Annotated in this window: 20 protein-coding genes and 1 pseudogene; 13 read left to right on the top strand and 8 right to left on the bottom strand. The window is 56.3% G+C overall.

Annotated elements, in window-relative coordinates; translation table 11 throughout:
* Window positions 1-193: 193 nt before the first annotated feature.
* Window positions 194-682, top strand: a complete 489-nt coding sequence (locus tag ACQ4OB_RS06465; RefSeq protein ID WP_074872587.1) for a glycine zipper domain-containing protein — start codon at window positions 194-196, stop codon at window positions 680-682.
* A gap of 69 nt (window positions 683-751) precedes the next feature.
* Here ACQ4OB_RS06465 and ACQ4OB_RS06460 read toward each other — a convergent pair whose 3' ends face one another.
* The 3 genes from ACQ4OB_RS06460 to ACQ4OB_RS06450 all read right to left on the bottom strand — a co-directional run bounded on the left by ACQ4OB_RS06460 (window position 752) and on the right by ACQ4OB_RS06450 (window position 4674).
* Window positions 752-1171, bottom strand: a complete 420-nt coding sequence (locus ACQ4OB_RS06460; protein ID WP_430955321.1) for an acyl-CoA thioesterase — start codon at window positions 1169-1171, stop codon at window positions 752-754.
* A 144-nt stretch (window positions 1172-1315) separates the two neighbouring features.
* Window positions 1316-2542 (bottom strand): 3-hydroxyacyl-CoA dehydrogenase NAD-binding domain-containing protein, encoded by a 1227-nt coding sequence (locus tag ACQ4OB_RS06455; RefSeq protein WP_430955320.1) that lies wholly within the window; start codon window positions 2540-2542, stop codon window positions 1316-1318.
* Window positions 2543-2739: 197 nt separating this feature from the next.
* A complete protein-coding gene (locus ACQ4OB_RS06450) occupies window positions 2740-4674 on the bottom strand; it encodes a RecQ family ATP-dependent DNA helicase (RefSeq protein WP_430955319.1) in 1935 nt (644 codons plus the stop codon).
* A gap of 270 nt (window positions 4675-4944) precedes the next feature.
* Here ACQ4OB_RS06450 and ACQ4OB_RS06445 point away from each other — a divergent pair, with 270 nt between their 5' ends.
* Window positions 4945-6042 carry a S8 family peptidase gene (locus tag ACQ4OB_RS06445; protein WP_102614990.1) on the top strand — a complete coding sequence of 366 codons (1098 nt, stop codon included), beginning with the start codon at window positions 4945-4947 and terminating at the stop codon, window positions 6040-6042.
* On the opposite strand, the gene ACQ4OB_RS06440 is transcribed toward ACQ4OB_RS06445, so the two are convergent.
* Window positions 6019-6240: a hypothetical protein gene (locus ACQ4OB_RS06440; protein WP_259331735.1), complete on the bottom strand. Its 222-nt coding sequence runs from the start codon at window positions 6238-6240 to the stop codon at window positions 6019-6021. The genes ACQ4OB_RS06445 and ACQ4OB_RS06440 overlap by 24 nt on opposite strands.
* 278 nt (window positions 6241-6518) lie before the next feature.
* Between ACQ4OB_RS06440 and ACQ4OB_RS06435 the strand changes: the two genes are divergently transcribed.
* The 8 genes from ACQ4OB_RS06435 (at window position 6519) to ACQ4OB_RS06400 (ending at window position 13560) form a co-directional block, all read left to right on the top strand.
* Complete coding sequence (locus ACQ4OB_RS06435) at window positions 6519-6782, top strand: hypothetical protein (RefSeq protein ID WP_074872576.1); 264 nt, start codon at window positions 6519-6521, stop codon at window positions 6780-6782.
* A gap of 99 nt (window positions 6783-6881) precedes the next feature.
* On the top strand, window positions 6882-8009 hold the full coding sequence (locus tag ACQ4OB_RS06430; RefSeq protein ID WP_430955318.1) for a hypothetical protein: 1128 nt from the start codon (window positions 6882-6884) through the stop codon (window positions 8007-8009).
* A 381-nt stretch (window positions 8010-8390) separates the two neighbouring features.
* Window positions 8391-8687 carry a hypothetical protein gene (locus ACQ4OB_RS06425; protein WP_430955317.1) on the top strand — a complete coding sequence of 99 codons (297 nt, stop codon included), beginning with the start codon at window positions 8391-8393 and terminating at the stop codon, window positions 8685-8687.
* A gap of 315 nt (window positions 8688-9002) precedes the next feature.
* Window positions 9003-9356 (top strand): DUF1493 family protein, encoded by a 354-nt coding sequence (locus ACQ4OB_RS06420; RefSeq protein ID WP_430955316.1) that lies wholly within the window; start codon window positions 9003-9005, stop codon window positions 9354-9356.
* Window positions 9357-9560: 204 nt separating this feature from the next.
* Entirely contained in the window at window positions 9561-10049 is a 489-nt protein-coding gene (locus tag ACQ4OB_RS06415) for a helix-turn-helix domain-containing protein (RefSeq protein ID WP_430955315.1), read from the top strand.
* A 2-nt stretch (window positions 10050-10051) separates the two neighbouring features.
* Entirely contained in the window at window positions 10052-11323 is a 1272-nt protein-coding gene (locus tag ACQ4OB_RS06410; protein WP_430955314.1) for a type II toxin-antitoxin system HipA family toxin, read from the top strand.
* A 690-nt stretch (window positions 11324-12013) separates the two neighbouring features.
* A complete protein-coding gene (locus ACQ4OB_RS06405) occupies window positions 12014-12766 on the top strand; it encodes a hypothetical protein (RefSeq protein WP_430955313.1) in 753 nt (250 codons plus the stop codon).
* Window positions 12763-13560: an FRG domain-containing protein gene (locus ACQ4OB_RS06400; RefSeq protein WP_430955312.1), complete on the top strand. Its 798-nt coding sequence runs from the start codon at window positions 12763-12765 to the stop codon at window positions 13558-13560. Before ACQ4OB_RS06405 ends, ACQ4OB_RS06400 begins: the two co-directional genes overlap by 4 nt.
* Window positions 13561-13606: 46 nt before the next feature.
* On the opposite strand, the gene ACQ4OB_RS06395 is transcribed toward ACQ4OB_RS06400, so the two are convergent.
* Entirely contained in the window at window positions 13607-15148 is a 1542-nt protein-coding gene (locus tag ACQ4OB_RS06395) for a phosphoenolpyruvate carboxykinase (RefSeq protein WP_074872562.1), read from the bottom strand.
* A gap of 182 nt (window positions 15149-15330) precedes the next feature.
* Window positions 15331-16233, bottom strand: a complete 903-nt coding sequence (hslO, locus tag ACQ4OB_RS06390; RefSeq protein WP_430955311.1) for an Hsp33 family molecular chaperone HslO — start codon at window positions 16231-16233, stop codon at window positions 15331-15333.
* 80 nt (window positions 16234-16313) lie between these two features.
* Between hslO and ACQ4OB_RS06385 the strand changes: the two are divergent.
* Window positions 16314-16548 (top strand): annotated as a pseudogene (locus ACQ4OB_RS06385) (hypothetical protein); the annotation flags it as partial.
* An 87-nt stretch (window positions 16549-16635) separates the two neighbouring features.
* On the opposite strand, the gene ACQ4OB_RS06380 reads toward ACQ4OB_RS06385, so the two are convergent.
* Entirely contained in the window at window positions 16636-17043 is a 408-nt protein-coding gene (locus tag ACQ4OB_RS06380; RefSeq protein ID WP_074872559.1) for an RNA-binding S4 domain-containing protein, read from the bottom strand.
* A gap of 234 nt (window positions 17044-17277) precedes the next feature.
* On the opposite strand from ACQ4OB_RS06380, the gene ACQ4OB_RS06375 reads away from it, so the two are divergent.
* Both ACQ4OB_RS06375 and rimK read left to right on the top strand, forming a co-directional pair.
* A complete protein-coding gene (locus tag ACQ4OB_RS06375; RefSeq protein WP_173860444.1) occupies window positions 17278-17739 on the top strand; it encodes an ATP-dependent zinc protease family protein in 462 nt (153 codons plus the stop codon).
* Window positions 17736-18641 (top strand): 30S ribosomal protein S6--L-glutamate ligase, encoded by a 906-nt coding sequence (gene rimK / locus ACQ4OB_RS06370; RefSeq protein WP_008149287.1) that lies wholly within the window; start codon window positions 17736-17738, stop codon window positions 18639-18641. The genes ACQ4OB_RS06375 and rimK overlap by 4 nt, the downstream gene beginning before the upstream one ends.
* A 126-nt stretch (window positions 18642-18767) precedes the next feature.
* Here the strand turns inward: rimK and ACQ4OB_RS06365 are convergent, their stop codons facing one another.
* Window positions 18768-20081, bottom strand: coding sequence for an ATP-binding protein (locus ACQ4OB_RS06365; RefSeq protein ID WP_074872555.1), 1314 nt, complete (start codon window positions 20079-20081; stop codon window positions 18768-18770).
* Window positions 20082-20151 lie beyond the last annotated feature (70 nt).

Below are 20151 nucleotides of genomic sequence, written 5' to 3'. Positions count from 1 at the left end.
GCCCACAAAAAAGGCCGTTTTGCATGAAAACGGCCTGTCCGAAGTAGTTAAAGACCGGCGAAAAACGCTTAAGTTCCGACTAAAAAACAGTAACTTATAGAAATGTGCTCAAGTCGTGTTACTCGTCGGATTTCGATTGTCACGACCATGACACGGCCTCAGGATCGCGCCGTCATCCCCTTGAGGTTCCTCTATGAAGTTCTCCTCGATTCTCTTGTTGTCCCTTGGCCTGGTCAGTGGCTTCGCTTCTGCCGGCGGCACCACCGAAGCAGGTGTGGGCGGCGCATTGGGCGGGGTTCTTGGCTCGGTCGTCGGTCAGTCATTAGGCGGCAATACAGGTTCCACCATTGGCGCGGCCCTGGGCGGCGCGGGTGGTAGTGCTGTTGGCGCAGACAAACGCAGCCGTGGCGAAGCCGCTATTGGCGGTGCGTTGGGCGCAGCAGGCGGTAACGTGGTCGGCCGCAGCGTGGGCGGCACCACCGGCAGCCTGATCGGCTCCGCAGCAGGCGGCGGTGCCGGTGGCGCGCTGGGTAACTACATGGGCAACAAGAGCGATGACGATGATGATGATCGTCGTTCCTATCGTGGTGGCCATGGTGATCGTCGCTACTACCGCGACGGCCATCCGGGGCGCGGTCACGCCTATGGTCATCGCAAGCACAAACATCGCTATCGCGACTGAGGTTGAATCACCTCGTTTACCGGTAGATCAAAAAAATCGCAGCCCAAAGGCTGCGATTTTTTTTGCCCGTCAAACCACCAACCGCTGCAGTGCCTCGCGCAAGCCGGCAGGAATCGCCACCGGCTGATTAGAGGCCCGATCCACAAACACATGCACGAAGCGCCCCGCCGCGCAGGCTTCGTCTTCCCCGGCCTTGAACACCGCCAATTCGTATTGCACCGAACTGTTGCCCAACTTGCCCACCCGCAAACCGATTTCGATTCGGTCAGGGAAGGCAATAGACGCGAAGTAATCGCAGGCCGAACTCACCACAAAGCCCACCACTTCGCCGTCATGGATATCCAGACCGCCGACTTCGATCAGGTAGGTGTTCACTGCTGTGTCGAAGAAGCTGTAGTAAGTGACGTTGTTGACGTGACCATAGGCGTCGTTGTCATGCCAGCGGGTGGTGATGGGCTGGAAGTACGGGTAGGTGGCGCGTTGAGTCATGGGTTCTCGCCTTGAGGATCGTTCCCACGCTCTGCGTGGGAATGCAGCCCGTGACGCTCTGCGTCACATTCAGGAGCGGACGCAGAGCGTCCATGGAGACGTTCCCACGCAGAACATGGGAACGACGATCAGCCGTAGTGGAGTCTACCGATCCGAAAACCCTTTACCCTCCGCCGCCAATTCCCCGATCAACCGCGCCGGGTTCCATTGATCGCCCTGCCTCGTTTCAAGTGCCAGCAACCGTTGGTGAATATCCGCCAGCCCTTGTTGATCCGCCCACGCCATCGGCCCGCCCTTGTCCGCCGGGAAACCGTAGCCATTGAGGTACACCAGATCGATGTCGTGCGCCGATTCGGCAATCCCTTCCTGGAGGATCTTCGCCCCTTCATTGACCAGTGCCAGCAAGCAGCGCTCCAGGATCTCTTCGGGGCTTATCTCGCGGCGCTGGAACCCTAGTTCTTCGCTGACCTGCAACACCAGCGCATCGACTTCAACATCGTGCTCAGCCTGGCGACTGCCCGGCTCATAGTGGTAATAGCCATTGCCACTCTTCTGGCCGAAACGACCCAATTCGCACAGACGATTGTCCACCTGAACCTCAGGCGCATCCTGCCCTTCACCCGCCAACTGCCGAGCGCGCCACTCCAGATCGATGCCGACCACGTCGTACATGCGGAACGGCCCCATGGCGAAACCAAAACCTTGCAGCACCGCATCGACCTGATGTGGATAAGCGCCTTCGAGCAACATCTTGCGCGCTTCGAGCACATACGGATGCAGCATGCGGTTGCCGATGAAACCATGGCAGTTGCCCGACACCACGCTGACCTTGCCCATGCGTTTGCCCAGTGCCAGGGCGGCCTCAAGCACCGCCGGTGAAGTCTGTGCACCGCGAACGATTTCCAGCAGTTTCATGATGTGCGCCGGGCTGAAGAAGTGCAGGCCCAACACCTGTTGCGGACGACGAGTAGCCGCAGCGATGGCATCGATATCCAGCGCCGAGGTATTGCTGGCCAGAATGGCTTCGGGTTTGAGCAGACCGTCCAGTTCACGGAAGATTTTCTGCTTGAGTTCGAGGTTTTCGTACACCGCTTCGATCACCAGATCGACATCGCGGACCGCCGCGTAGTCAGCAGCCGCCGTTACTCGTGCAATGCGAGCGTCCGCCTCGGCCTGATCGATCCGTCCCTGAGCCACGTTGTGGGCGTAGGTGTCCGCTACGGTGGCCAGCGCCTGTTCAAGCATCTGTGGATTGTTATCGACCCACTGCACCGGGACGCCGGCGTTGGCCAGGCACATGACAATGCCACGGCCCATGGTGCCTGCGCCAATGACGGCAGCGCGCTGAATAGTGAACGGTGTCTGGCTCATGGTTGTTCTCTTGTTGGCGATCCAAAGACAGCCTTCACCATAGTCAGCCACCGCGCCTTTTTGAAATTTATTCCTGTGATGAGCGACATTCAGCGGATGGATGACCGCCCACCTGATCGTTCCCACGCTCCGCGTTCGGCTGTGAAAGGGACGCGGAGCGTCCCGGGCTGCATTCCCACGCAGAGCGTGGGAACGATCTAGCGTGGCAAATACGCCTCGGCCCACGTCCGGACTTCGGCATACGGATAATCTTCCAGCGCCGCAAACCCGGGAATCGAGCGAGCCTTGAGCTTGGTGAACAGCGGCACGCCGATGCCACATAAAAACCGCGTCACGCGCTCCGCAGACGGAACGTTGCCGGTGTGCTGTTCATGCCTGTGGATAAAATCACCGCACAACGCCTCGAAGTTTTTATCCACAAGCACCGGTAATTCCGGTGGCGTCGGCAACCGCGCCACATCCCCGTGACACACCGAACAATGCCCGCACTGCTGCGGCGCATTTTCATCGCCGAAGTACTCGGCCAGGCGATAGCCCAGGCAATGGTCCGTGGCGAACAGATCCAGCATGGCGTGAATCCGTGCGATCTCGGTTTGTTCATGGCGGGTGAAGTAGGCGTGCAACTCTTCGCTCAAGGCTTGGGCATCAAAGTCCGTTTGCAGCAGGCTGTAGACCTCGGTCATCTGCTTGCTTTCGAGCTCGACCCAGCCCTTTTCCTGGAAATAATCCAGCGCCTTCACCACCCGATTACGCTCGGCCTGATGCTGTTCATAAAGCGCATCGAAATTCACTGTGGCCCAGGTCCGTGCGCGGCTCGAGGTCTGGATGATCGCCGCGACGAAATCCTTGCGCTCACCCTCGAAGCGGGCCAGCAAAGCCTCTGGTTCCTGCAAGTATTTGAAGCGGTATTCGGCGTAATAGGCGTAACGCGGTGCAATGATTGCGCGCAGTTCCAACTGCACCAGCAAGGTCTTGAGCGGCAATTGGCGGATGTTGCTGTGGTCCGCCAACGGCCCCAACAGAAACTCCCACTGCCCCTCGGGCGCGGCGGCTTGCAACTCGTCGAGCACATGGCGGATGCCATCGAGCTCAGGCGTATCGCCGTAGACGAAGTTTTCCAGCACATTGAGGCTGTCACGGTTGGCCAATACCAGGCAGTCGGACGGCTGCCCGTCACGCCCGGCGCGGCCGATTTCCTGACTGTAATTTTCGATCGATTTGGGCAGGTCGAAATGCACCACGTTGCGGATGTCGCTCTTGTCGATGCCCATGCCGAACGCGATGGTGGCGACGATGCAATTGGACTGCCCGCCCATAAAGCGCTTTTGAATGGCTTCCCGTTGTTCGTGGGGCAAACCGGCGTGATACGCCTCCGCCTGTATGCCGTTGCGGCCCAGGTGTTCAGCGATGTGCTCAGCGGTTTTCTGCAAGGTGACGTAAACGATGCTCGGCTGGCCTGGACGTTCGCTCATCCATTCGACAAGGCGTCGGCGTTTGTCCTGACCGCGCACCGGTTCCACTAACAGATTGAGGTTCGGCCGATAGAACCCAGTGGTTACTACGTCTTCGGGGGCAATGGCGAACTTGGCCTCCATGTCGGCGATCACTTTGGGTGTCGCGGTGGCGGTCAGTAACAATGCTTGAGGGATGTTGAACTGGCACTGATAGTCGGGAAGCTTGAGGTAATCGGGGCGGAAATTGTGGCCCCATTCCGAGATGCAGTGCGCCTCATCCACCACCAGCAACGAGATGGGCACTTGCTGCAGGAAATTGCGGAAACGCTCGTTCTTCAGGCGCTCCACGGAGATCATCAAAATCTTCAGCTCGCCAGACTTGGCCCGAGCCATGACGTCGCTGGCATCATCGCGGCTCTGGGCCGAATCGATACTGCCCGCCGCAATGCCGTGGCGCTGCAGAAACGCCAGTTGATCCTGCATCAACGCCAACAGCGGCGAGACCACCAGCGTCAGGTGCGGCAGCAGCAAGGCCGGCAATTGGTAACACAGGGACTTGCCCGAGCCGGTGGGGAAAATCGCCGCCGCCGAACGCCCGGCCAACACCGCGCTGATCGCCGCTTCCTGGCCGGGCCGAAACTGTGGATAACCGAAAACCTGTTCCAGGGTGTTGTGCATAAGCTGTCACTCCGTTGACCGCTGCGAAGCCCAAAGCCTAGCCGGCAAACGCAGCGAGTCGAGAAAAGGTCGGGGACCAAAACGATACGGGATGATACAGCGTCTATCGGGACGAACCTTCGCCACAGGCTGAAACATACAAGGCACTTTGCCGCTGATTCCCCGCTCCATTCCACTGGTAAGGTTCAACTTCGAGAAAAATCACTATCCGCGAAAATGCTCATCACGGCAGGAAGCCTGGTGGACGCGGATACTCATGAAGGAACGACCATGCTTCAAATACCCAGTTTTTCAATTATCTTCGCGCTTTTGTTGCCATTCCTCTTAAGTGGATGCCTGACAACCCCCACGCAGCCCCCCATCGATCCGGCCCCGTTCGAAACACTGGAGTATCGAGCCCAAAAGGGTTTGGCGATCGTTCACGCTTCAACCCTTTACGCCCGCGGTGGCACCGGTCAAGGCGTGGCCGTGGCACTGGTCGATTCAGGCCTGAATAGCAACTTGGCGGAATTCCAGGGAAGAATCCGCGATCCGGGCTTTGACCATGTCGAGAACCAGGTCGGTACCGTTGACAGAATCGGTCACGGCACCCAGATGGCTGGCATTCTGGCGGCCAACAAGGATGGTCAGGGCATGCATGGCGTTGCGTTCAATGCACAACTGATCCCCTTTCGTTTCGGTGACGACAACGAGCCATTTTTCTTCGACCGTGAGATTGCGCAATCCTGGCAGTCCGGTTTCGACAAGGGCACGCGCATCTTCAATAATTCGTGGGCCAACGCCATTCCCGCGACCGAGATCAATGAGGCCCGTTATAAGCAGGTCATGCCTGAGTCGCTGGTGACCGCCCGAAAACTGGTCCGGGGCGGCGCGGTATTTGTGTTCCCGACCGGTAACGAACTGAAACGAGAGCCGCTGGTCGAGCCCGGTTTGCCGATCGCCATACCTGAACTGGAAATGGGCTGGATCGCGGTGGTTGCGCTGAAGAACGACGGCAGCGCCATCAATGCAAAATCCAACTACTGCGGTGTGGCTGCGGCCTGGTGCATCGCCGTACCGGGCGGCGATTCGGGCGCCGACCAAGGTCTGCTGACCACCCACAAGGATGGCCAATACGCCCAAACTGCCGGCACCTCTCCTGCGGTCGCGCTGGTCAGCGGTGCCCTGGCAGCACTGCATAGTCGCTATCCTGAGCTCACCGCGCAGCAAGTGCGCGAACGCCTGCTGGCGACCGCGAACCGGACCGGCATCTATGCAAACAGTGAAGCCTACGGCCAAGGATTGATGGACCTGGACGCAGCCTCGCGCCCAATCCCGGAATCCGAGATCGGTGCAACAGGGCAATCAGATTTGTCGTCCCCCATCTAGGGCACCAACACCGTCACCCATAGCTGCTCTTTTAAGCACCTTCTCGTGAAAAACCTGGCTCTTGCTCGCCAAAATGGCATGGGCCGGGCTGATTTCGCCGGTGACATCTACAGCATCCACCGCACCACATGCCCCGGCCCACAACAACAAAATCGAGGCCATTGCATACCTAATTCGTGATAAGCGTTGGGCGGACATTTGGAAACGTCCTACTGATTCTGGCGCGCACCCTACAGAGGTTTGATGGGTTGCGCCTGACAACCCCGTAGGAAATCTGCCGTCTAAGGGTTTGGGCATAAAAAACCTCGGAAAACACGTAGGTTCGGTCCGAAAAGGCAGATAAAACCCCTACAAAACCTGTCCATCGAAGCCGTATTGCCGCGCGGCGCCGTGCCCTTCTATAGTCTGCGGCGCGGCTGAAATCAGGGTGTCGGCCTGCCGGCGAGATTGCCCGAATTCCTATAGGACTGACCTAAATGCAAGACCGCTATCGTCCCCTCAAAACCAGCTACAGCGAAACGCCCGTCCTCGTCATCGACACCACGGCCAGCACCGGCGCCGTCCTCGACGCTGCGCACCAACGTCTGCGCGCGGCCAGCGATTTGCTCGAAACGCTTTATTGTCTGTGCTTCAAACAAGCCGACGTTAAAGACATTCCTCATATCGTGAATGCTCTTTATTTATTAACGCAGGATGGTTGCGAACTACTGGAAGTTGCCAAACAAAGAATAGGGCACTAAAACCTCTAACACACTACAACCCCGGTAACAACTAACCACTTCATTATCTAAATAACTCAAACTAGCCTGTACGCTCTTAAACCAAACAAGAGCACAACAATGACTACATTAACTATTTTCTTTTGCGGTACCGGCTCGACCAAATTCGACAATCAGAACCCAACTTACTGGAATGGTGAACTGGTTTCGGCACTCGCCTCCCATCATGCTGGCCGAGAGTTTGCCGAATGGATCGTGATCGACGGTCCCGGCACCAGCAACCTGCAAGCTGATGAACTGTTCACTCAATCCAAGGACTATGGCCTGAGCGGCACGCTGTTCGGCAAGGGCTGGGAGGAGAACGTCAAACACGCCATCAACATCATCAAAGGCCAGTGTGACTGGCAACGCGAAAAACTGACCGAGACCGAATACAACCGCCTGAAGGCTGCAGGCATTCCAATCGAAGACGTGATCGTCGAAGGTTCCTGGCTGTGGCGTAAATATAACTATGGCGACCGCAGCGTGACCCAGCAGAAGCTGCAAGAACAAATCATTAAAACGTTTCGCAAGGACGGCGTTATTCCAACCCAGGTCAACTTGGTAGGCTGGAGCCGCGGCGGTATTAGTTGCCATATGCTGGCCAATGCCATGTTCAAGGACAGCGCACTGAAGAACATCCCGGTCAATATCTTTGCGATTGATCCGGTACCGGGCATCGGTAACTTTCAGGAAGACAAAGTAAAACTGAATGCCAACGTAAAAGAATACGTCGGCTTCTACGCCCGAGACGAGCGCTCCAAAGGCTTCAGCTGCGTCATCCCGCAAACGGCCACCGGCACCCGAACCCACATTTACCCGATGCCCGGCCGCCATGGCACGCTGGTTGGCAACGCCGCCGCAGACGGTGTCAGCGGCCCTAAAGTGCTGGCCGAACCCGGCCTGATCGTCCGCCACTTTGCCGAAGTGTGCCTGAAGCGCTGGGGCGTGCCGCTGAACAAAATCCTCAACCTGAGCGCGGCCGACCTGCAGAAACACCACAACACCATGGCCAGCGCCGCCGCGAAATACAAAGCGATGGAAAAGTGCTCGTACACCTACTTCACCGAGCTGGACCAGGGCGAGCGCTACGTTTCGCTGGGCAGTAATGGGGTCAGGTTCTCGGCAGTGAAAGGCACGATCTATGCGCCGGCGACCGGGCTGAGCACCAACCTTCTGGATGTGGCTTCGTATCAGCATATTCGTTGAGGTGATGGGCGCGGGAGGGTGGAAAGCGCGAGAACATTCTTCGCGAAAATTCCTATAGAAAGGGCCTAGTCGAGGTTCGGCCCGATCCTACAAGCGGGGACTCTTTATCGTCTATCGCTGCCCGGCGGCTGACACCTATAGTCGGGCTGTCGCTGCCAAATCAGCGACTCGGGCTTGGTCACCCGAATAGCTCATATCGACGCGTCCGTTGTATGCTGCCGGCACTTCAAATGCCTGCACGCTATATGGTGGCTGTGTTTGGGACGCCCTCGGGCGTGCCGGGATGTGAGCCTCATCGGTTGACCAACCCGAACACAGTCCGCCTCCTATCGCTTGGTCACGATAGCGCGGGTATTGCTGATGCATTTGAGGCTATAAACAATGAAAACGTTGAACCCGTTCCCCGATCGCTACCGCCCACTCGAAACAAACCTCACCGATTCCCCGCCCCTGATCATCGACACAGAAGCCGACCCGCAAGACATCCTCGAAGCCGCCCTCCAGCGCATCCGAGCCTCCAGCGACCTGCTCAAAACCCTACATTGCCAATGCTTCAAAAACGGTGACGTGGAAGACATCCCGCACATCACCCACGCCGTCTACCTGTTGACCCAGGACGGCTGCGACCTGCTGAAAGTCGCCCAACAACGCATGATGGGCTGGAAAGCACCCACCTGACGCCGAGCCAGGATCGTTCCCACGCTCTGCGTGGGAATGCCTCAAGGGACGCTCCGCGTTCCAGCTTCCGAAAGGGCCGCAGAGCGTCCCGGGCCGCATTCCCACGCAGAGCGTGGGAACGATCAAAACCCGGGGATAACCTTGAGCAAGTTTTTTGATGAGCTGATGGAAAGCGTGCAACAGATGAACGAGATCGTACGGGGTGAGCGCCAGCCTTCCCGCGAATTCCATGTTCGCAGCTCTGATCGACATCCAACGCATCGCAAGATCAGGCTTAATCCGCCTCACGAAATGGCCCTAAACGGAAGACGCCCCATGAACCTCGCGCCCAACTTCCCCGACGACCACGCCATGCACCTGCTCATGCAGTTGCTGCACGAAGAACTCGGTCTGCCCGAACGCAAAACCATCAGCCTCACCACCTCGATCAACTTTGATCTGGGCTGCGACGGTGCCGATGCGCGGCATTTGATGGAAGCGCTGGAAGAACAGTTTGGGATCGACTTCGTGGACTACGACGCCTATCGCTACTTCCAGCCGGAAGGATTCGATGTGTTCCTCAAACGCCGAGCCAAAGGTCGTGGCGACAAAGCCCCACTGACCATTGGCATGCTTTACCAAGCGGTCAAGTTGCAACGGTGGGATACAAAAGCTCTGGAAGGGATCTAGCCACACTTAAGTGGCAATATTCTGGCTGTTTTTAGCGATTTAGGTTGGAATAATGGCAGTTTCAATAATCCCGCCTCCGACGTCCATCTGGAGCGGCCGTACTGGCAGAGAGAGACTTGCTACACGTTGGGGCAGCCCAGCAAATCATCACATAAGTGCTATTATTCTGGCAGTTAAAGCCTAAAAACGAAGGAATAATGGCACATGGCTAAAAAAACAGCGCCCCTGCTGCCGGCTGCATCCAGATTGCTCGCCGAGTTTGGCGAACGACTCAAACTCGCTCGGCTACGTCGCAAGCTGACAGCCAAGCAAGTGGCTGAGAGAGCTGGCATGTCGCTGACAACGCTGCGCTCATTGGAGTCCGGCGGCTCAGGCGTGACGATCGGAGCCTATATGTCAGTGATGCAGGTTCTGGGCTTGGAAAAAGACTTGAGCAAGCTCGCAGCAACGGATGAGTTGGGGCGCCAACTGCAAGACGCGCAATTAACCCCACGAGCGAGCTCCGCAGCCAGCAAACGCCAACGAGTTCGCAACGTTGCTTCAACAAAAGCATCGTCACCCATTCGCGACAGGGCTACGGAAGCACTGGAAAGCCCCATCTCCGATTCGGATCTTGAGGTTGATTTCCCATTGAACACCCACTCTTTTTCCAATTTGTTTACCAAGAAAAAATCTAAACCTGAGACGGATTAAAAATGACACTGATCGCGGTGTATGCCGATTGGGAAACCCTGCAAAGACCAAGGCGTCTTGGGTTTCTTCATGCCGGAAAGGCTCGCTCCACTAACGTGTTCGAGTTTGAGTACGACACTGCTGCTTTGGCCGATCCCGAGTTGAATTTCACGACGCTGGATCCCCGCATCAAGCTCTTCGAAGGGCGACAGTTCCCAGGACAACACCAGACCCGCTTTGGCGTTTTTGCCGACTCAAGCCCGGATCGATGGGGTCAATTGCTGATGAAACGCCGACTGGAACGGGACATCCGCGACGGCTTGGTCCCGAAGGGTACCAAGCTCTATGAGTCAGATTTCCTGTTAGGTGTTCATGACCTCTATCGAGTCGGGGCTATTCGCTACAAGCTCAATGACGAAGGCAATTTCCTGGATGATCGAGATGGATTGGCGGCGCCTCCTTTTGTCGAGTTACGTGCGCTGGAGCAGGCAAGTCGAGCGTTGGAAAACGATCCAGACAACACATCACTCGATGGGCGCGAGTGGCTGAGAATGTTGATCGCACCCGGTGGTTCATTGGGCGGTGCCAGGCCCAAGGCCAGTGTTGCTGACAAGAATGGTCATCTGTGGATCGCCAAGTTCCCGAGCACTCGGGACGACTATGACGTCGGCGGATGGGAATTCGTGGTGAGTGTTCTGGCGAATCAATGCGGCCTGCGAGTGCCAGAGGGTATTGCGCAACGCTATGCGAGCGACCATCACTGCTTCATGGTCAAACGCTTCGACCGTACCGAAACGGGTGGGCGACTACATTTCGCCTCAGCCATGACCATGACTGACCGCGTGGACGGTGACGATGCATCGATGGGCGCGAGCTACCTAGAGCTGGCAGAAGTACTCATGGAGCATGGCTCAGAACCCGACAAAGATCTCCGCGAGTTATGGTCACGCATCGTGTTCAACATCCTCGTCTCTAATACCGACGACCACCTGCGCAACCATGGTTTTCTCCTTGACCCCGGCCGGGGGTGGCGCCTGTCTGATGCCTACGACATGAACCCGGTATCACACGCCGATGGGTTGAAGCTCAACATTACGGATGCCGACAACGCGCTGGATCTCGAACTTGCTCGCGAAGTGGCTGGGTACTTTCGGGTAGGCCGTGATGATGCGGAAGAAATAATTGAGAACTTCCAAGAGGTCGTGGGTCAGTGGGCAAAAGTGGCCAGCGCAGCGGGGCTGTCGAAGCGAGAACAAGACAATATGGCCCCCGCGTTTCGGCTAGCGGGAAATTAGTCTAGGTGTACTGAAAGAGAATCGGCCCCCCTTCATCAGCCATTTACCTGGTCACAATGCGTAGCCATGCTGACTTTGCTGGTGTTTATCGTCTTCAAACTCGCTGATAGACAGCCCCATCCCTCCCACTACTGCAAGCCAGGTTGTCGCCAATATCGTGCATGCGGATCATATTGGCGAATCCAATACCAAAGTAGCTAGCTATCCCACATACAACTGCTGGCAAAATGATGTCATTTCAGTTTAGTCTTGAGTGAAGGAACGACGCGGCCCTTTCGTTCCGGATTCTGTTTACAAGGAATGAAACAGTAGACGCTATGAAATGCAAATCGCTGAAAAGCCTCTTCCATTATTATTTTCCTACCGGTCTAAGAGTCGTCTTCGGGCACATAGAATTCATCGGTTCAAAAAAATCGGCTCTGAGCACCACCCACAGCAGAGTACAAGGCACAACATTTCAATTAGTGCTGCTTCATAAATTTACAATTTATTTAACTTTTGCAACAGCTATAACGCACAGAAGAATATTCTCCAAACCCGGCACGTCCGGCACTCAGCATCACAAATCAGCAGTAATTACCGCTAATAAAAGCCCAGAAAATATCGAGGTATAAATTGGCCTTACTAGAGTTTCATCTTTATCGAATAAAATTCATCAAACCGTCCCAATTTAGTTTGTTTGGTAACGATATGAGTGCAGCAGATATTTTCAGAGCAGCTCTTGAAGAGAAACCCTCAATGGAGCTTCGAGAAGATAACGTTTGGCACATCGGCAATATTGAAACTCTCGGCGATACAGGCGGAAAGTTTGCGGTCGGTAGAACTACAAAAATGACAGTTGAAAAATTTGACCAGACGTCCGGTGACTTTCTAAAGCAGACGGATGATTCTGGACCTTACACGCAAGTTTTTTTCTATGCAGATATTGGTCTATTGGGCATCGCCAAAAAATCCCGAGTGGCGCCTGATGTAAAGTCAATATCTAGAAGAATAAAAGGGCTTTTCGAAAAAACAAGAGTAACCATAGAAACAGGTGTTGAGGTTCGTGTGGACTCGATCCCCGACCCAGAAAACTTCCTAGAAAAAATAAAATCTGCCTATGCGATTACTAAATTCAAAGCAAACTTTACCGGTCCAAACCCTATTGATGCCGATGAGCTTTTTCAGAAGCCTATATCCGTGTACTGCAACGCTTTGGGTGGAGAAAACGGAAGTGTTGAAGTTTTCGGGAAATCATTGAATGAAGATGTTGTTGAAGCTGTTACTAAATCCACTGCCGCCACTGGAAACACCGCATCAGCACGAATAAAAAAAGCTGACCAAAAAAAATCAATAGCCATTTCTCTAAAGGGTGATGCTGTAAGGGTTTCCGTCGAGGATACGGCAACTGATCTTGAGGCTTTCAAAGAGATCAGGCAAGCTTACAACGAGATCAGAATATGATAGTAGAAGAACATATAAATACGATCGAGCAATTGATTAGACGACTTAACGAATTCCCAAACAACTTCGTTTATCGAGGACACTCCGATTCGAACTGGCAACTAGACTCTACGTTAGAGCGAGTGCTAGGCTCAAAATGGAGCGCCGAAAATGCTAGAAAGTTCGAGGATAGGTCGCTAAGCACATTCATATCAAAGTACCACATATATAATGGAGTAGAGCATACACCTACGTCAAAACTATGTTGGCTATCAGTTATGCAACATTACGGAACACCAACACGATTAATTGATTTCAGCGAAAGTCCTTATATAGCGTTATATTTTGCACTAGAAACCTACTCACCACTTAACAACGCAGACTTTTCCATATTCGCACTAGACTACAGCTCAATTATGGAGCAGTCTATCAGGCATATTAAAACCAAAGACTCTGGATTTTTAGAGACTCGATCGAGTATTTCAAACGATCCTGACAAAATATTTGAAGAAGTCGTGGATCGCTTTGCATACGATATTCTTTGGGTTACAGAGCCATTAGAGCTAAATGCCAGAATCGACAGACAATCCGGCACATTCCTACTTTCTGGGAATCGTGAAAAAACTATCGACTCAATAATAAATTCAAGCATTTATGAAAATTGCGCTATGCATAAAATTACAATAGACAAAAGTCTATACAAGAACTGTTATGCATTATTAAGGAAAATGAGCATCAACTCAAAATCGATATATGGTGACCTTGCAGGATTGGCAAGATCAATTCGAATGGAGCTACAAACATACACCTCATAAAAAAGCCGCCCCGAAGGGCGGCTTTTTCATTCGCTAAATCCAAGCCTTACAACTTAGGCCCAGCAGCCTTGATCGCGTCGCTCACTTCAAACTTCTTGAAGTTCTCAACAAACAACCCAGCCAGTGCTTTAGCCGCTTCATCGTAAGCAGCCTTGTCAGCCCAGGTGTTACGTGGGTTCAACAGGCCGGTTTCAACGCCCGGTACGGCCAGTGGCACGTCGAGGTTGATGGTGTCGAGGTGCTCGGTTTCAACGCCGATCAACGCGCCGCTCTGGATCGCTGCGATCACGCCGCGAGTGGTCGGGATGTTGAAGCGTTTGCCGACGCCGTAGCCACCGCCGGTCCAGCCGGTGTTGACCAGGTAGACCTTGGAGCCGAAGCCGCGGATGCGCTTGATCAGCAGTTCTGCGTATTCGCCAGCCGGACGCGGGAAGAACGGTGCGCCGAAGCAGGTGGAGAAGGTCGACTTGATGCCGCTGCCGGAACCCATTTCGGTCGAGCCCACCAGTGCGGTGTAGCCGGACAGGAAGTGGTAGGCCGCTTGTTCTTCGCTGAGGATCGACACTGGCGGCAGCACGCCGGTCAGGTCGCAGGTCAGGAAGATCACCGCGTTCGGCTCGCCACCGAGGTTTTTCTCGGAGCGCTTGGCAACGTGCTCCAGCGGGTAGGCGGCGCGGCTGTTCTGGGTCAGGCTGACATCGGTGTAATCGGCGTGCTTGGCGTCGTCGATAACGACGTTTTCCAGGACTGCGCCGTGCTTGATGGCTTTCCAGATGACCGGCTCGTTCTTCTCGGACAAGTCGATGCATTTGGCGTAGCAGCCGCCTTCGATGTTGAAAACAACGCCTTCACCCCAGCCGTGCTCGTCGTCACCGATCAGGTAACGGCTTTCATCGGCGGACAGGGTGGTTTTACCGGTGCCGGACAGACCGAAGAACAGGGTCACGTCGCCCGCTTCGCCGATGTTGGCGGCGCAGTGCATTGGCAGTACGTCGGCAGCCGGCAGCAGGTAGTTCTGCACCGAGAACATGGCTTTCTTCATTTCACCGGCGTAACGCATGCCGGCGATCAGCACTTTCTTCTGAGCGAAGTTGAGGATCACGCAACCGTCGGAGTTGGTGCCGTCACGCTCTGGCACGCACTCGAAGTTGGCAACGTTGAGCACTTGCCACTCATCACGGCCAGCCGGGTTGTACTTTTGCGGGTTGATGAACAGGCAACGGCCGAACAGGTTCTGCCAGGCAGTCTGGGTGGTCATCTTCACGGCCAGGTAGTGGTCTTCGGACGCACCTACATGCACATGGGAAACGAAATGATCTTGCGCGTTGTTGAACGCTTCGACGCGGTCCCACAGGGCATCGAACTTGTCGGCCGGGAACTTGCGGTTGATCGGGCCCCAGGCGATGGAAGCCGAGGTGGACGGTTCGTCAACGATGAAACGATCGACTGGCGAGCGGCCGGTGCGGTGACCGGTGCGAACAACCAGCGCGCCGGTATCGGCAAGCTCGCCCTCACCGCGACTCAGAGCTTCTTTTACCAGATCATCAACACTCAGATCGGTGTACACGGCGTTATTGGCTTGCGTCATGAGATTCCCCGTCGGCCATTGGCCGAGTGTGCTCCAAACGTTTTGTAGTAGAAAGTCGTGCACTACTACCGCGACAAAAAGTGGGCCGGATTATGCCAGAAAAGCCCAAAAATAGTAGGGCCCTCCCGTCAGAACGGCGTTATTCCGGCACAAACCAGTGAATTTACCTGCGCTGAACCGTTTTAGTGCCGGGTATCTGACGGTGTATCCACACCCGCTCCAGCGAATAATTGAGCGATATCGGCGGCGTCGAACAGGTAGCGCTCGTTGCAAAACTGACAGTCGATCTCAATGTTGCCGCCATGTTCGATCACGAGCGACTGGGCATCTTCCAGACCCAAACTGACCAGCGCATTGGCAGAACGTTCGCGCGAGCAGCTGCAACGGAAGCGCAATTTCTGCACATCGAACAGACGAACCTGCTCTTCGTGGTAGAGACGATGGAGGATGGTTTCGTTGTCCAGGCTCAGCAATTCATCGGCGGTCAGGGTGCTGGCCAGCGCGGTGAGGTGCTGCCAGCTGGCGGCGCGTTCTTCTTCATCTTTCAACCGATCAGCAGGCAGTTGCTGCAGCAGCAGGCCACGGGCGCGACGACCATCGGCGTACAACCAGAAACGCGTGCCGACTTGTTGCGACATCACGAAGTAGTTGGTGAAGCACTCCGACAGGGTTGCGCCGTCGAGGTCGACGATGCCCTGATAACGCTTGCCTTGGGTCGGGTCGACGGTCAGCGCCAATACGCCGTTGGGCATCAGGTCGGAGAGGGTCGCGTCGGGGGCGATCTGGTCGGCTTCGTATCGGGCCAGGCCACGGATTTCGCGCTCGCTGGAGCATTCGATCATCAGCAGCGGGATCGGGCCATCGGAACGGGCCTGGAGAATCAGCAAGCCATCGAACTTCAAGGTGCCGACCAACAACGACGCTGCTGCCATCAGTTCGCCGAGCAGTTGTGCAACCGGCTCCGGGTACGGGTGTTTAGCGAGGACTTCGGCGTAGCTACGCTCCAACGCCACCAGCTCGCCGCGGGTGTCGCTGTCATCGAAGATGAAGCGTTGGGTGTAGTCGGTATCCGGTAGATCGGTCATAGGTCTGGGTATCTGAGGTAATGACAAAATGATTTCTGACAGCGAGAAATTGCGTCTCTGCAGCACCGTTTTGGTGCGCGATGTTCAGCCGTGAGCGGCATTTTAAGAACAATCCGGGTTTGTTCCAAGCAAGGTGGAACGCATGCCGGGCGCTTATGCAATTTCTTGCTTCTGGCGCTGCTGGCTTTCTGGTTATGGCCTACGGCTCAGAAGCTGTGGGTGGTTTTCGACGAATGGCACTTTCACCCATCCAACGCGCTGCCGGCGATTAACCCGATATGGCTACACGGTTGGGCAATTGCAAGTCTCGCTCCCAGGACTGCGCGTACTTGTGGGAGCGAACTGGCTCCGGGCGGCGATCCGACGAAGGCTGCTTCACAGGCAATACAGAAGTTAACTGACTTACTCGTCGTTACTGCTTCCACGAAACTTGAACAAGTCCCGTCGCTGCTTCTTGCTCGGTTTGCCATCAGTGCTCACGCCCAGCGCACCGGACTTGCGCATGGCCGCAGCCGCCTCGCGCTTGGCGATGCTGGCGTCGGTTTCGGCATAGAGCGCCTGAGCCTCTGGCGCGCCACGGCGTACGATCGACAGCGCCTGAACCACCACCGTGCGCTCTTCGAATCCGGTACGAATCTGAAACTCGTCGCCGATTCGCGGTTCCTTGCCCGGTTTGCAGCGCTCGCCCCGGCAATGCACCTTGCCGCTTTCAATCGCCGCCTTGGCCAAGGCGCGTGTTTTATAAAAACGCGCGGCCCACAACCATTTATCGAGACGGACTTTGTCGTCCTCTTCGCTTTTTTGTGCCATGGAATTTCCTCATTCTGAAATATTGCTGAACTGTACTACCGTTTCTGTCGTGCCATGAATTACGCCGGCTCGGATTACAATGCACACGTTCCAGCGCCTCCCTTGAGGGCTGGAAATCCGGGCCGTAGATATCTGTCGCCTTTTACCCATTATTCTGCGTGAATACCGCGAATTCGGCCGCGTGCGGCCTGAGCGGTTTCTACCGGTTGAGCACCTTTGAAGACATTTGACCATTTGACCGTTGTCGGTCTGCGCGAGTGGGTGGCGCTCCCAGACTTGGGAGTCGCGGGCCTGCGCGCAAAAATCGACACCGGCGCCAGCACCTCCAGCCTGCATGCCACTGATATCGAACCGTTCGAGCGCGACGGGGAACAGTGGGTGCGCTTTACTGCTCACTTGGGCACGGTGGTGCAACTGCGTCATCGGCGCTGCGAAGCCCCCCTGGTGACGATGAAAACCATCAAAAGCTCCAACGGCCACGCGCAGATGCGTTACGTGGTCAGCACTACCCTGGCCCTCGGTGATCGGGTCTGGCGGGTCGAATTCACGCTCGCCTGCCGCAAGTCCATGCGTTATCGCCTGTTACTCGGTTCCAAAGCCTTGATCGACGGCCAGTTGGTGGTCAATCCGGGCATCAAGTACGTACAAGACAAGCCGGTGTTCCCGGTATCTACCTTCTCCACAGGTGTTGCATGAAGATCGCTGTGCTGTCGCGGAACCCGCGTCTGTATTCCACCCGTCGTCTGGTCGAAGCCGGTACCGAGCGTGGCCATGAAATGGTGGTGATCGACACCTTGCGCGCCTACATGAACATCGCCAGCCACAAGCCGCAGATCCACTACCGCGGCAAACCGCTGGAGGGTTTCGATGCGGTGATCCCGCGGATCGGCGCGTCGGTGACGTTTTATGGCTGCGCGGTGTTGCGTCAGTTCGAAATGATGGGCGTGTTTCCACTCAATGAATCGGTGGCCATCGCCCGTTCGCGGGACAAACTGCGGTCCCTGCAATTGCTGTCGCGCCGGGGGATCGGTTTGCCGGTCACCGGTTTTGCGCACTCCCCGGATGACATTCCCGACTTGATCGAGATGGTTAACGGCGCGCCGCTGGTGATCAAGGTGCTGGAAGGCACCCAGGGCATCGGCGTGGTGCTGTGTGAAACGGCCACGGCGGCGGAGTCGGTGATCGAGGCCTTCATGGGCCTGAAGCAGAACATCATGGTTCAGGAATACATCAAGGAAGCCGGCGGCGCGGACATTCGCTGCTTCGTGGTGGGCGACAAGGTGATCGCGGCGATGAAACGCCAGGCCAAGCCCGGGGAGTTTCGCTCCAACCTGCATCGCGGCGGCAGTGCCAGCCTGATCAAGATCACACCGGAAGAACGCATGACGGCGTTGCGCGCGGCGAAGGTCATGGGGTTGGCGGTGGCGGGTGTGGATATCCTGCGTTCCAATCACGGGCCGCTGGTGATGGAAGTGAATTCGTCGCCGGGGCTTGAAGGGATTGAAACCACCACCAGCAAGAACGTGGCGGGGATCATCATTGAGCATCTTGAGAAGAATGGTGGGCCGAATATGACGCGCACCAAAGGCAAGGGCTGAAGCTGATTCGGTGATCGTTCCCACGCTCTGCGTGGGAATGCAGCCCGGGACGCTCCGCGTCCCCTCCAGAGCCGAACGCGGAGCGTCCGAAGAGGCATTCCCACGCAGAGCGTGGGAACGATCGGGTTAGACGGCATCCCGCGGCAGCATCAACCCAAGCGGCAACCGCACCCGCGCTTCAAGCCCGCCACCGGACCGATTGCGCAACTCAACATTCCCGCCATGCATCGAAGCAATCCGCTTCACGATCGCCAGCCCCAACCCGGTTCCCTTTCCGCCACGGGCTCGATCACCTCGCGTAAACGGGTTGAAGATTGCCTCCAGCTCCGACGGATCAATCCCCGCCCCACGGTCCATGACACTCAGCACCACATACGGCGCGCTGGTGTCCCCGGACACATAAGCCGCCACCTCAACCCCGCTGCCCGCGTGATGCAAGGCGTTGCCAATCAGGTTGTTCAGCAGCCGCTTCATTGATACCCGACGCAATGGAAACGGCTGGATCGGCTCCAGGCGCAGGCGCACTTTCTCTTCGTTCTGGTTGTATGGCGCCGCGACTTCGCGCACCAGATCACTCAGGTCCACCTCTTCCACCGACTCGTCACGACCATCGCGAATGAACGCCAGGAACTGGTCGAGAATCGCGTCCATGTCTTCGATGTCGCGGATCATGTCGTCCGTCAGGTCGCTGTGGTCGCCCATCAGCTCCAGGGACAGCCGCAAACGGGTCAGTGGCGTGCGCAAGTCGTGCGACACCCCGGCGAGCATCAGTTCGCGCTCGCGGCCGGCCTGCTCGACGTCTTCCGCCATCTGGTTGAAGGCGCGGTAAACCTCGGTCATTTCACTTGGCGTGTCGCTGATCGGCAGACGCACACTGCGGCCCTGGCCGAGTTGCCTCGCGGCATAGACCAGACGTTTCAAAGGTTGATTGAGCTGGCTGACGAAGATCCACGCCGAGGCAGTGGACAGCAGGCCGATAGCGAGGAACCAGCCGAGTACGTTCCAGATTTTCTGGCCGCGCAACGGATGCGGATAAAGCGGCACTTTCAACCAGCCATCACCCAGGCTTGGCGCCCGAACCCACAGGGCCGGCGGCGAATGCATGCGCAATCGGACTTCAGTGTCGGCACCGAGCTCTGCCTGCATCTGCCGCTGATAGATCTCGCTGTAAGGCCAGTGTTGCTCACCTTCCGGCACGCCAGCACCGACTACCCGGATCAGGGTCGCGGCATCGGCAATCTTCGTGCGGTTTTCTTCATCGGCCGCCCAATAGGCGCGTAGCGTCAGGGCGACGCCGTGGCTGTATTGGCGGTCCACCAGCACGTCTTCGTTCATCAACAGATAAACCAGGGTCAGCGCCTTGGAGAACAGCACGACGATCAGCACCAGCCAAAGGGTGCGGGAGAAGAAACTCTGGGGGAACCAAACGGGGGTTTTCATGGATAACCGCTACACACTTGCAGGAGCGAGCGATGCTCGCATATTGCGGATCGCGAGTCTGCGAGCAAAG

Source organism: Pseudomonas sp. ES4 (genome assembly GCF_050586665.1).
GTDB lineage: Bacteria > Pseudomonadota > Gammaproteobacteria > Pseudomonadales > Pseudomonadaceae > Aquipseudomonas > Aquipseudomonas frederiksbergensis.
This window is presented reverse-complemented; position numbering and strand designations above follow the sequence as displayed.

Excerpts from the sequence above, each read along its gene's own strand:
- ACQ4OB_RS06465 (WP_074872587.1), top strand. The coding sequence starts at position 194 with ATGAAGTTCTCCTCGATTCTCTTGTTGTCCCTTGGCCTGGTCAGTGGC.
- ACQ4OB_RS06460 (WP_430955321.1), bottom strand. The coding sequence starts at position 1,171 with ATGACTCAACGCGCCACCTACCCGTACTTCCAGCCCATCACCACCCGC.
- ACQ4OB_RS06455 (WP_430955320.1), bottom strand. The coding sequence starts at position 2,542 with ATGAGCCAGACACCGTTCACTATTCAGCGCGCTGCCGTCATTGGCGCA.
- ACQ4OB_RS06450 (WP_430955319.1), bottom strand. The coding sequence starts at position 4,674 with ATGCACAACACCCTGGAACAGGTTTTCGGTTATCCACAGTTTCGGCCC.
- ACQ4OB_RS06445 (WP_102614990.1), top strand. The coding sequence starts at position 4,945 with ATGCTTCAAATACCCAGTTTTTCAATTATCTTCGCGCTTTTGTTGCCA.
- ACQ4OB_RS06440 (WP_259331735.1), bottom strand. The coding sequence starts at position 6,240 with ATGTCCGCCCAACGCTTATCACGAATTAGGTATGCAATGGCCTCGATT.
- ACQ4OB_RS06435 (WP_074872576.1), top strand. The coding sequence starts at position 6,519 with ATGCAAGACCGCTATCGTCCCCTCAAAACCAGCTACAGCGAAACGCCC.
- ACQ4OB_RS06430 (WP_430955318.1), top strand. The coding sequence starts at position 6,882 with ATGACTACATTAACTATTTTCTTTTGCGGTACCGGCTCGACCAAATTC.
- ACQ4OB_RS06425 (WP_430955317.1), top strand. The coding sequence starts at position 8,391 with ATGAAAACGTTGAACCCGTTCCCCGATCGCTACCGCCCACTCGAAACA.
- ACQ4OB_RS06420 (WP_430955316.1), top strand. The coding sequence starts at position 9,003 with ATGAACCTCGCGCCCAACTTCCCCGACGACCACGCCATGCACCTGCTC.
- ACQ4OB_RS06415 (WP_430955315.1), top strand. The coding sequence starts at position 9,561 with ATGGCTAAAAAAACAGCGCCCCTGCTGCCGGCTGCATCCAGATTGCTC.
- ACQ4OB_RS06410 (WP_430955314.1), top strand. The coding sequence starts at position 10,052 with ATGACACTGATCGCGGTGTATGCCGATTGGGAAACCCTGCAAAGACCA.
- ACQ4OB_RS06405 (WP_430955313.1), top strand. The coding sequence starts at position 12,014 with ATGAGTGCAGCAGATATTTTCAGAGCAGCTCTTGAAGAGAAACCCTCA.
- ACQ4OB_RS06400 (WP_430955312.1), top strand. The coding sequence starts at position 12,763 with ATGATAGTAGAAGAACATATAAATACGATCGAGCAATTGATTAGACGA.
- ACQ4OB_RS06395 (WP_074872562.1), bottom strand. The coding sequence starts at position 15,148 with ATGACGCAAGCCAATAACGCCGTGTACACCGATCTGAGTGTTGATGAT.
- hslO (WP_430955311.1), bottom strand. The coding sequence starts at position 16,233 with ATGACCGATCTACCGGATACCGACTACACCCAACGCTTCATCTTCGAT.
- ACQ4OB_RS06380 (WP_074872559.1), bottom strand. The coding sequence starts at position 17,043 with ATGGCACAAAAAAGCGAAGAGGACGACAAAGTCCGTCTCGATAAATGG.
- rimK (WP_008149287.1), top strand. The coding sequence starts at position 17,736 with ATGAAGATCGCTGTGCTGTCGCGGAACCCGCGTCTGTATTCCACCCGT.
- ACQ4OB_RS06365 (WP_074872555.1), bottom strand. The coding sequence starts at position 20,081 with ATGAAAACCCCCGTTTGGTTCCCCCAGAGTTTCTTCTCCCGCACCCTT.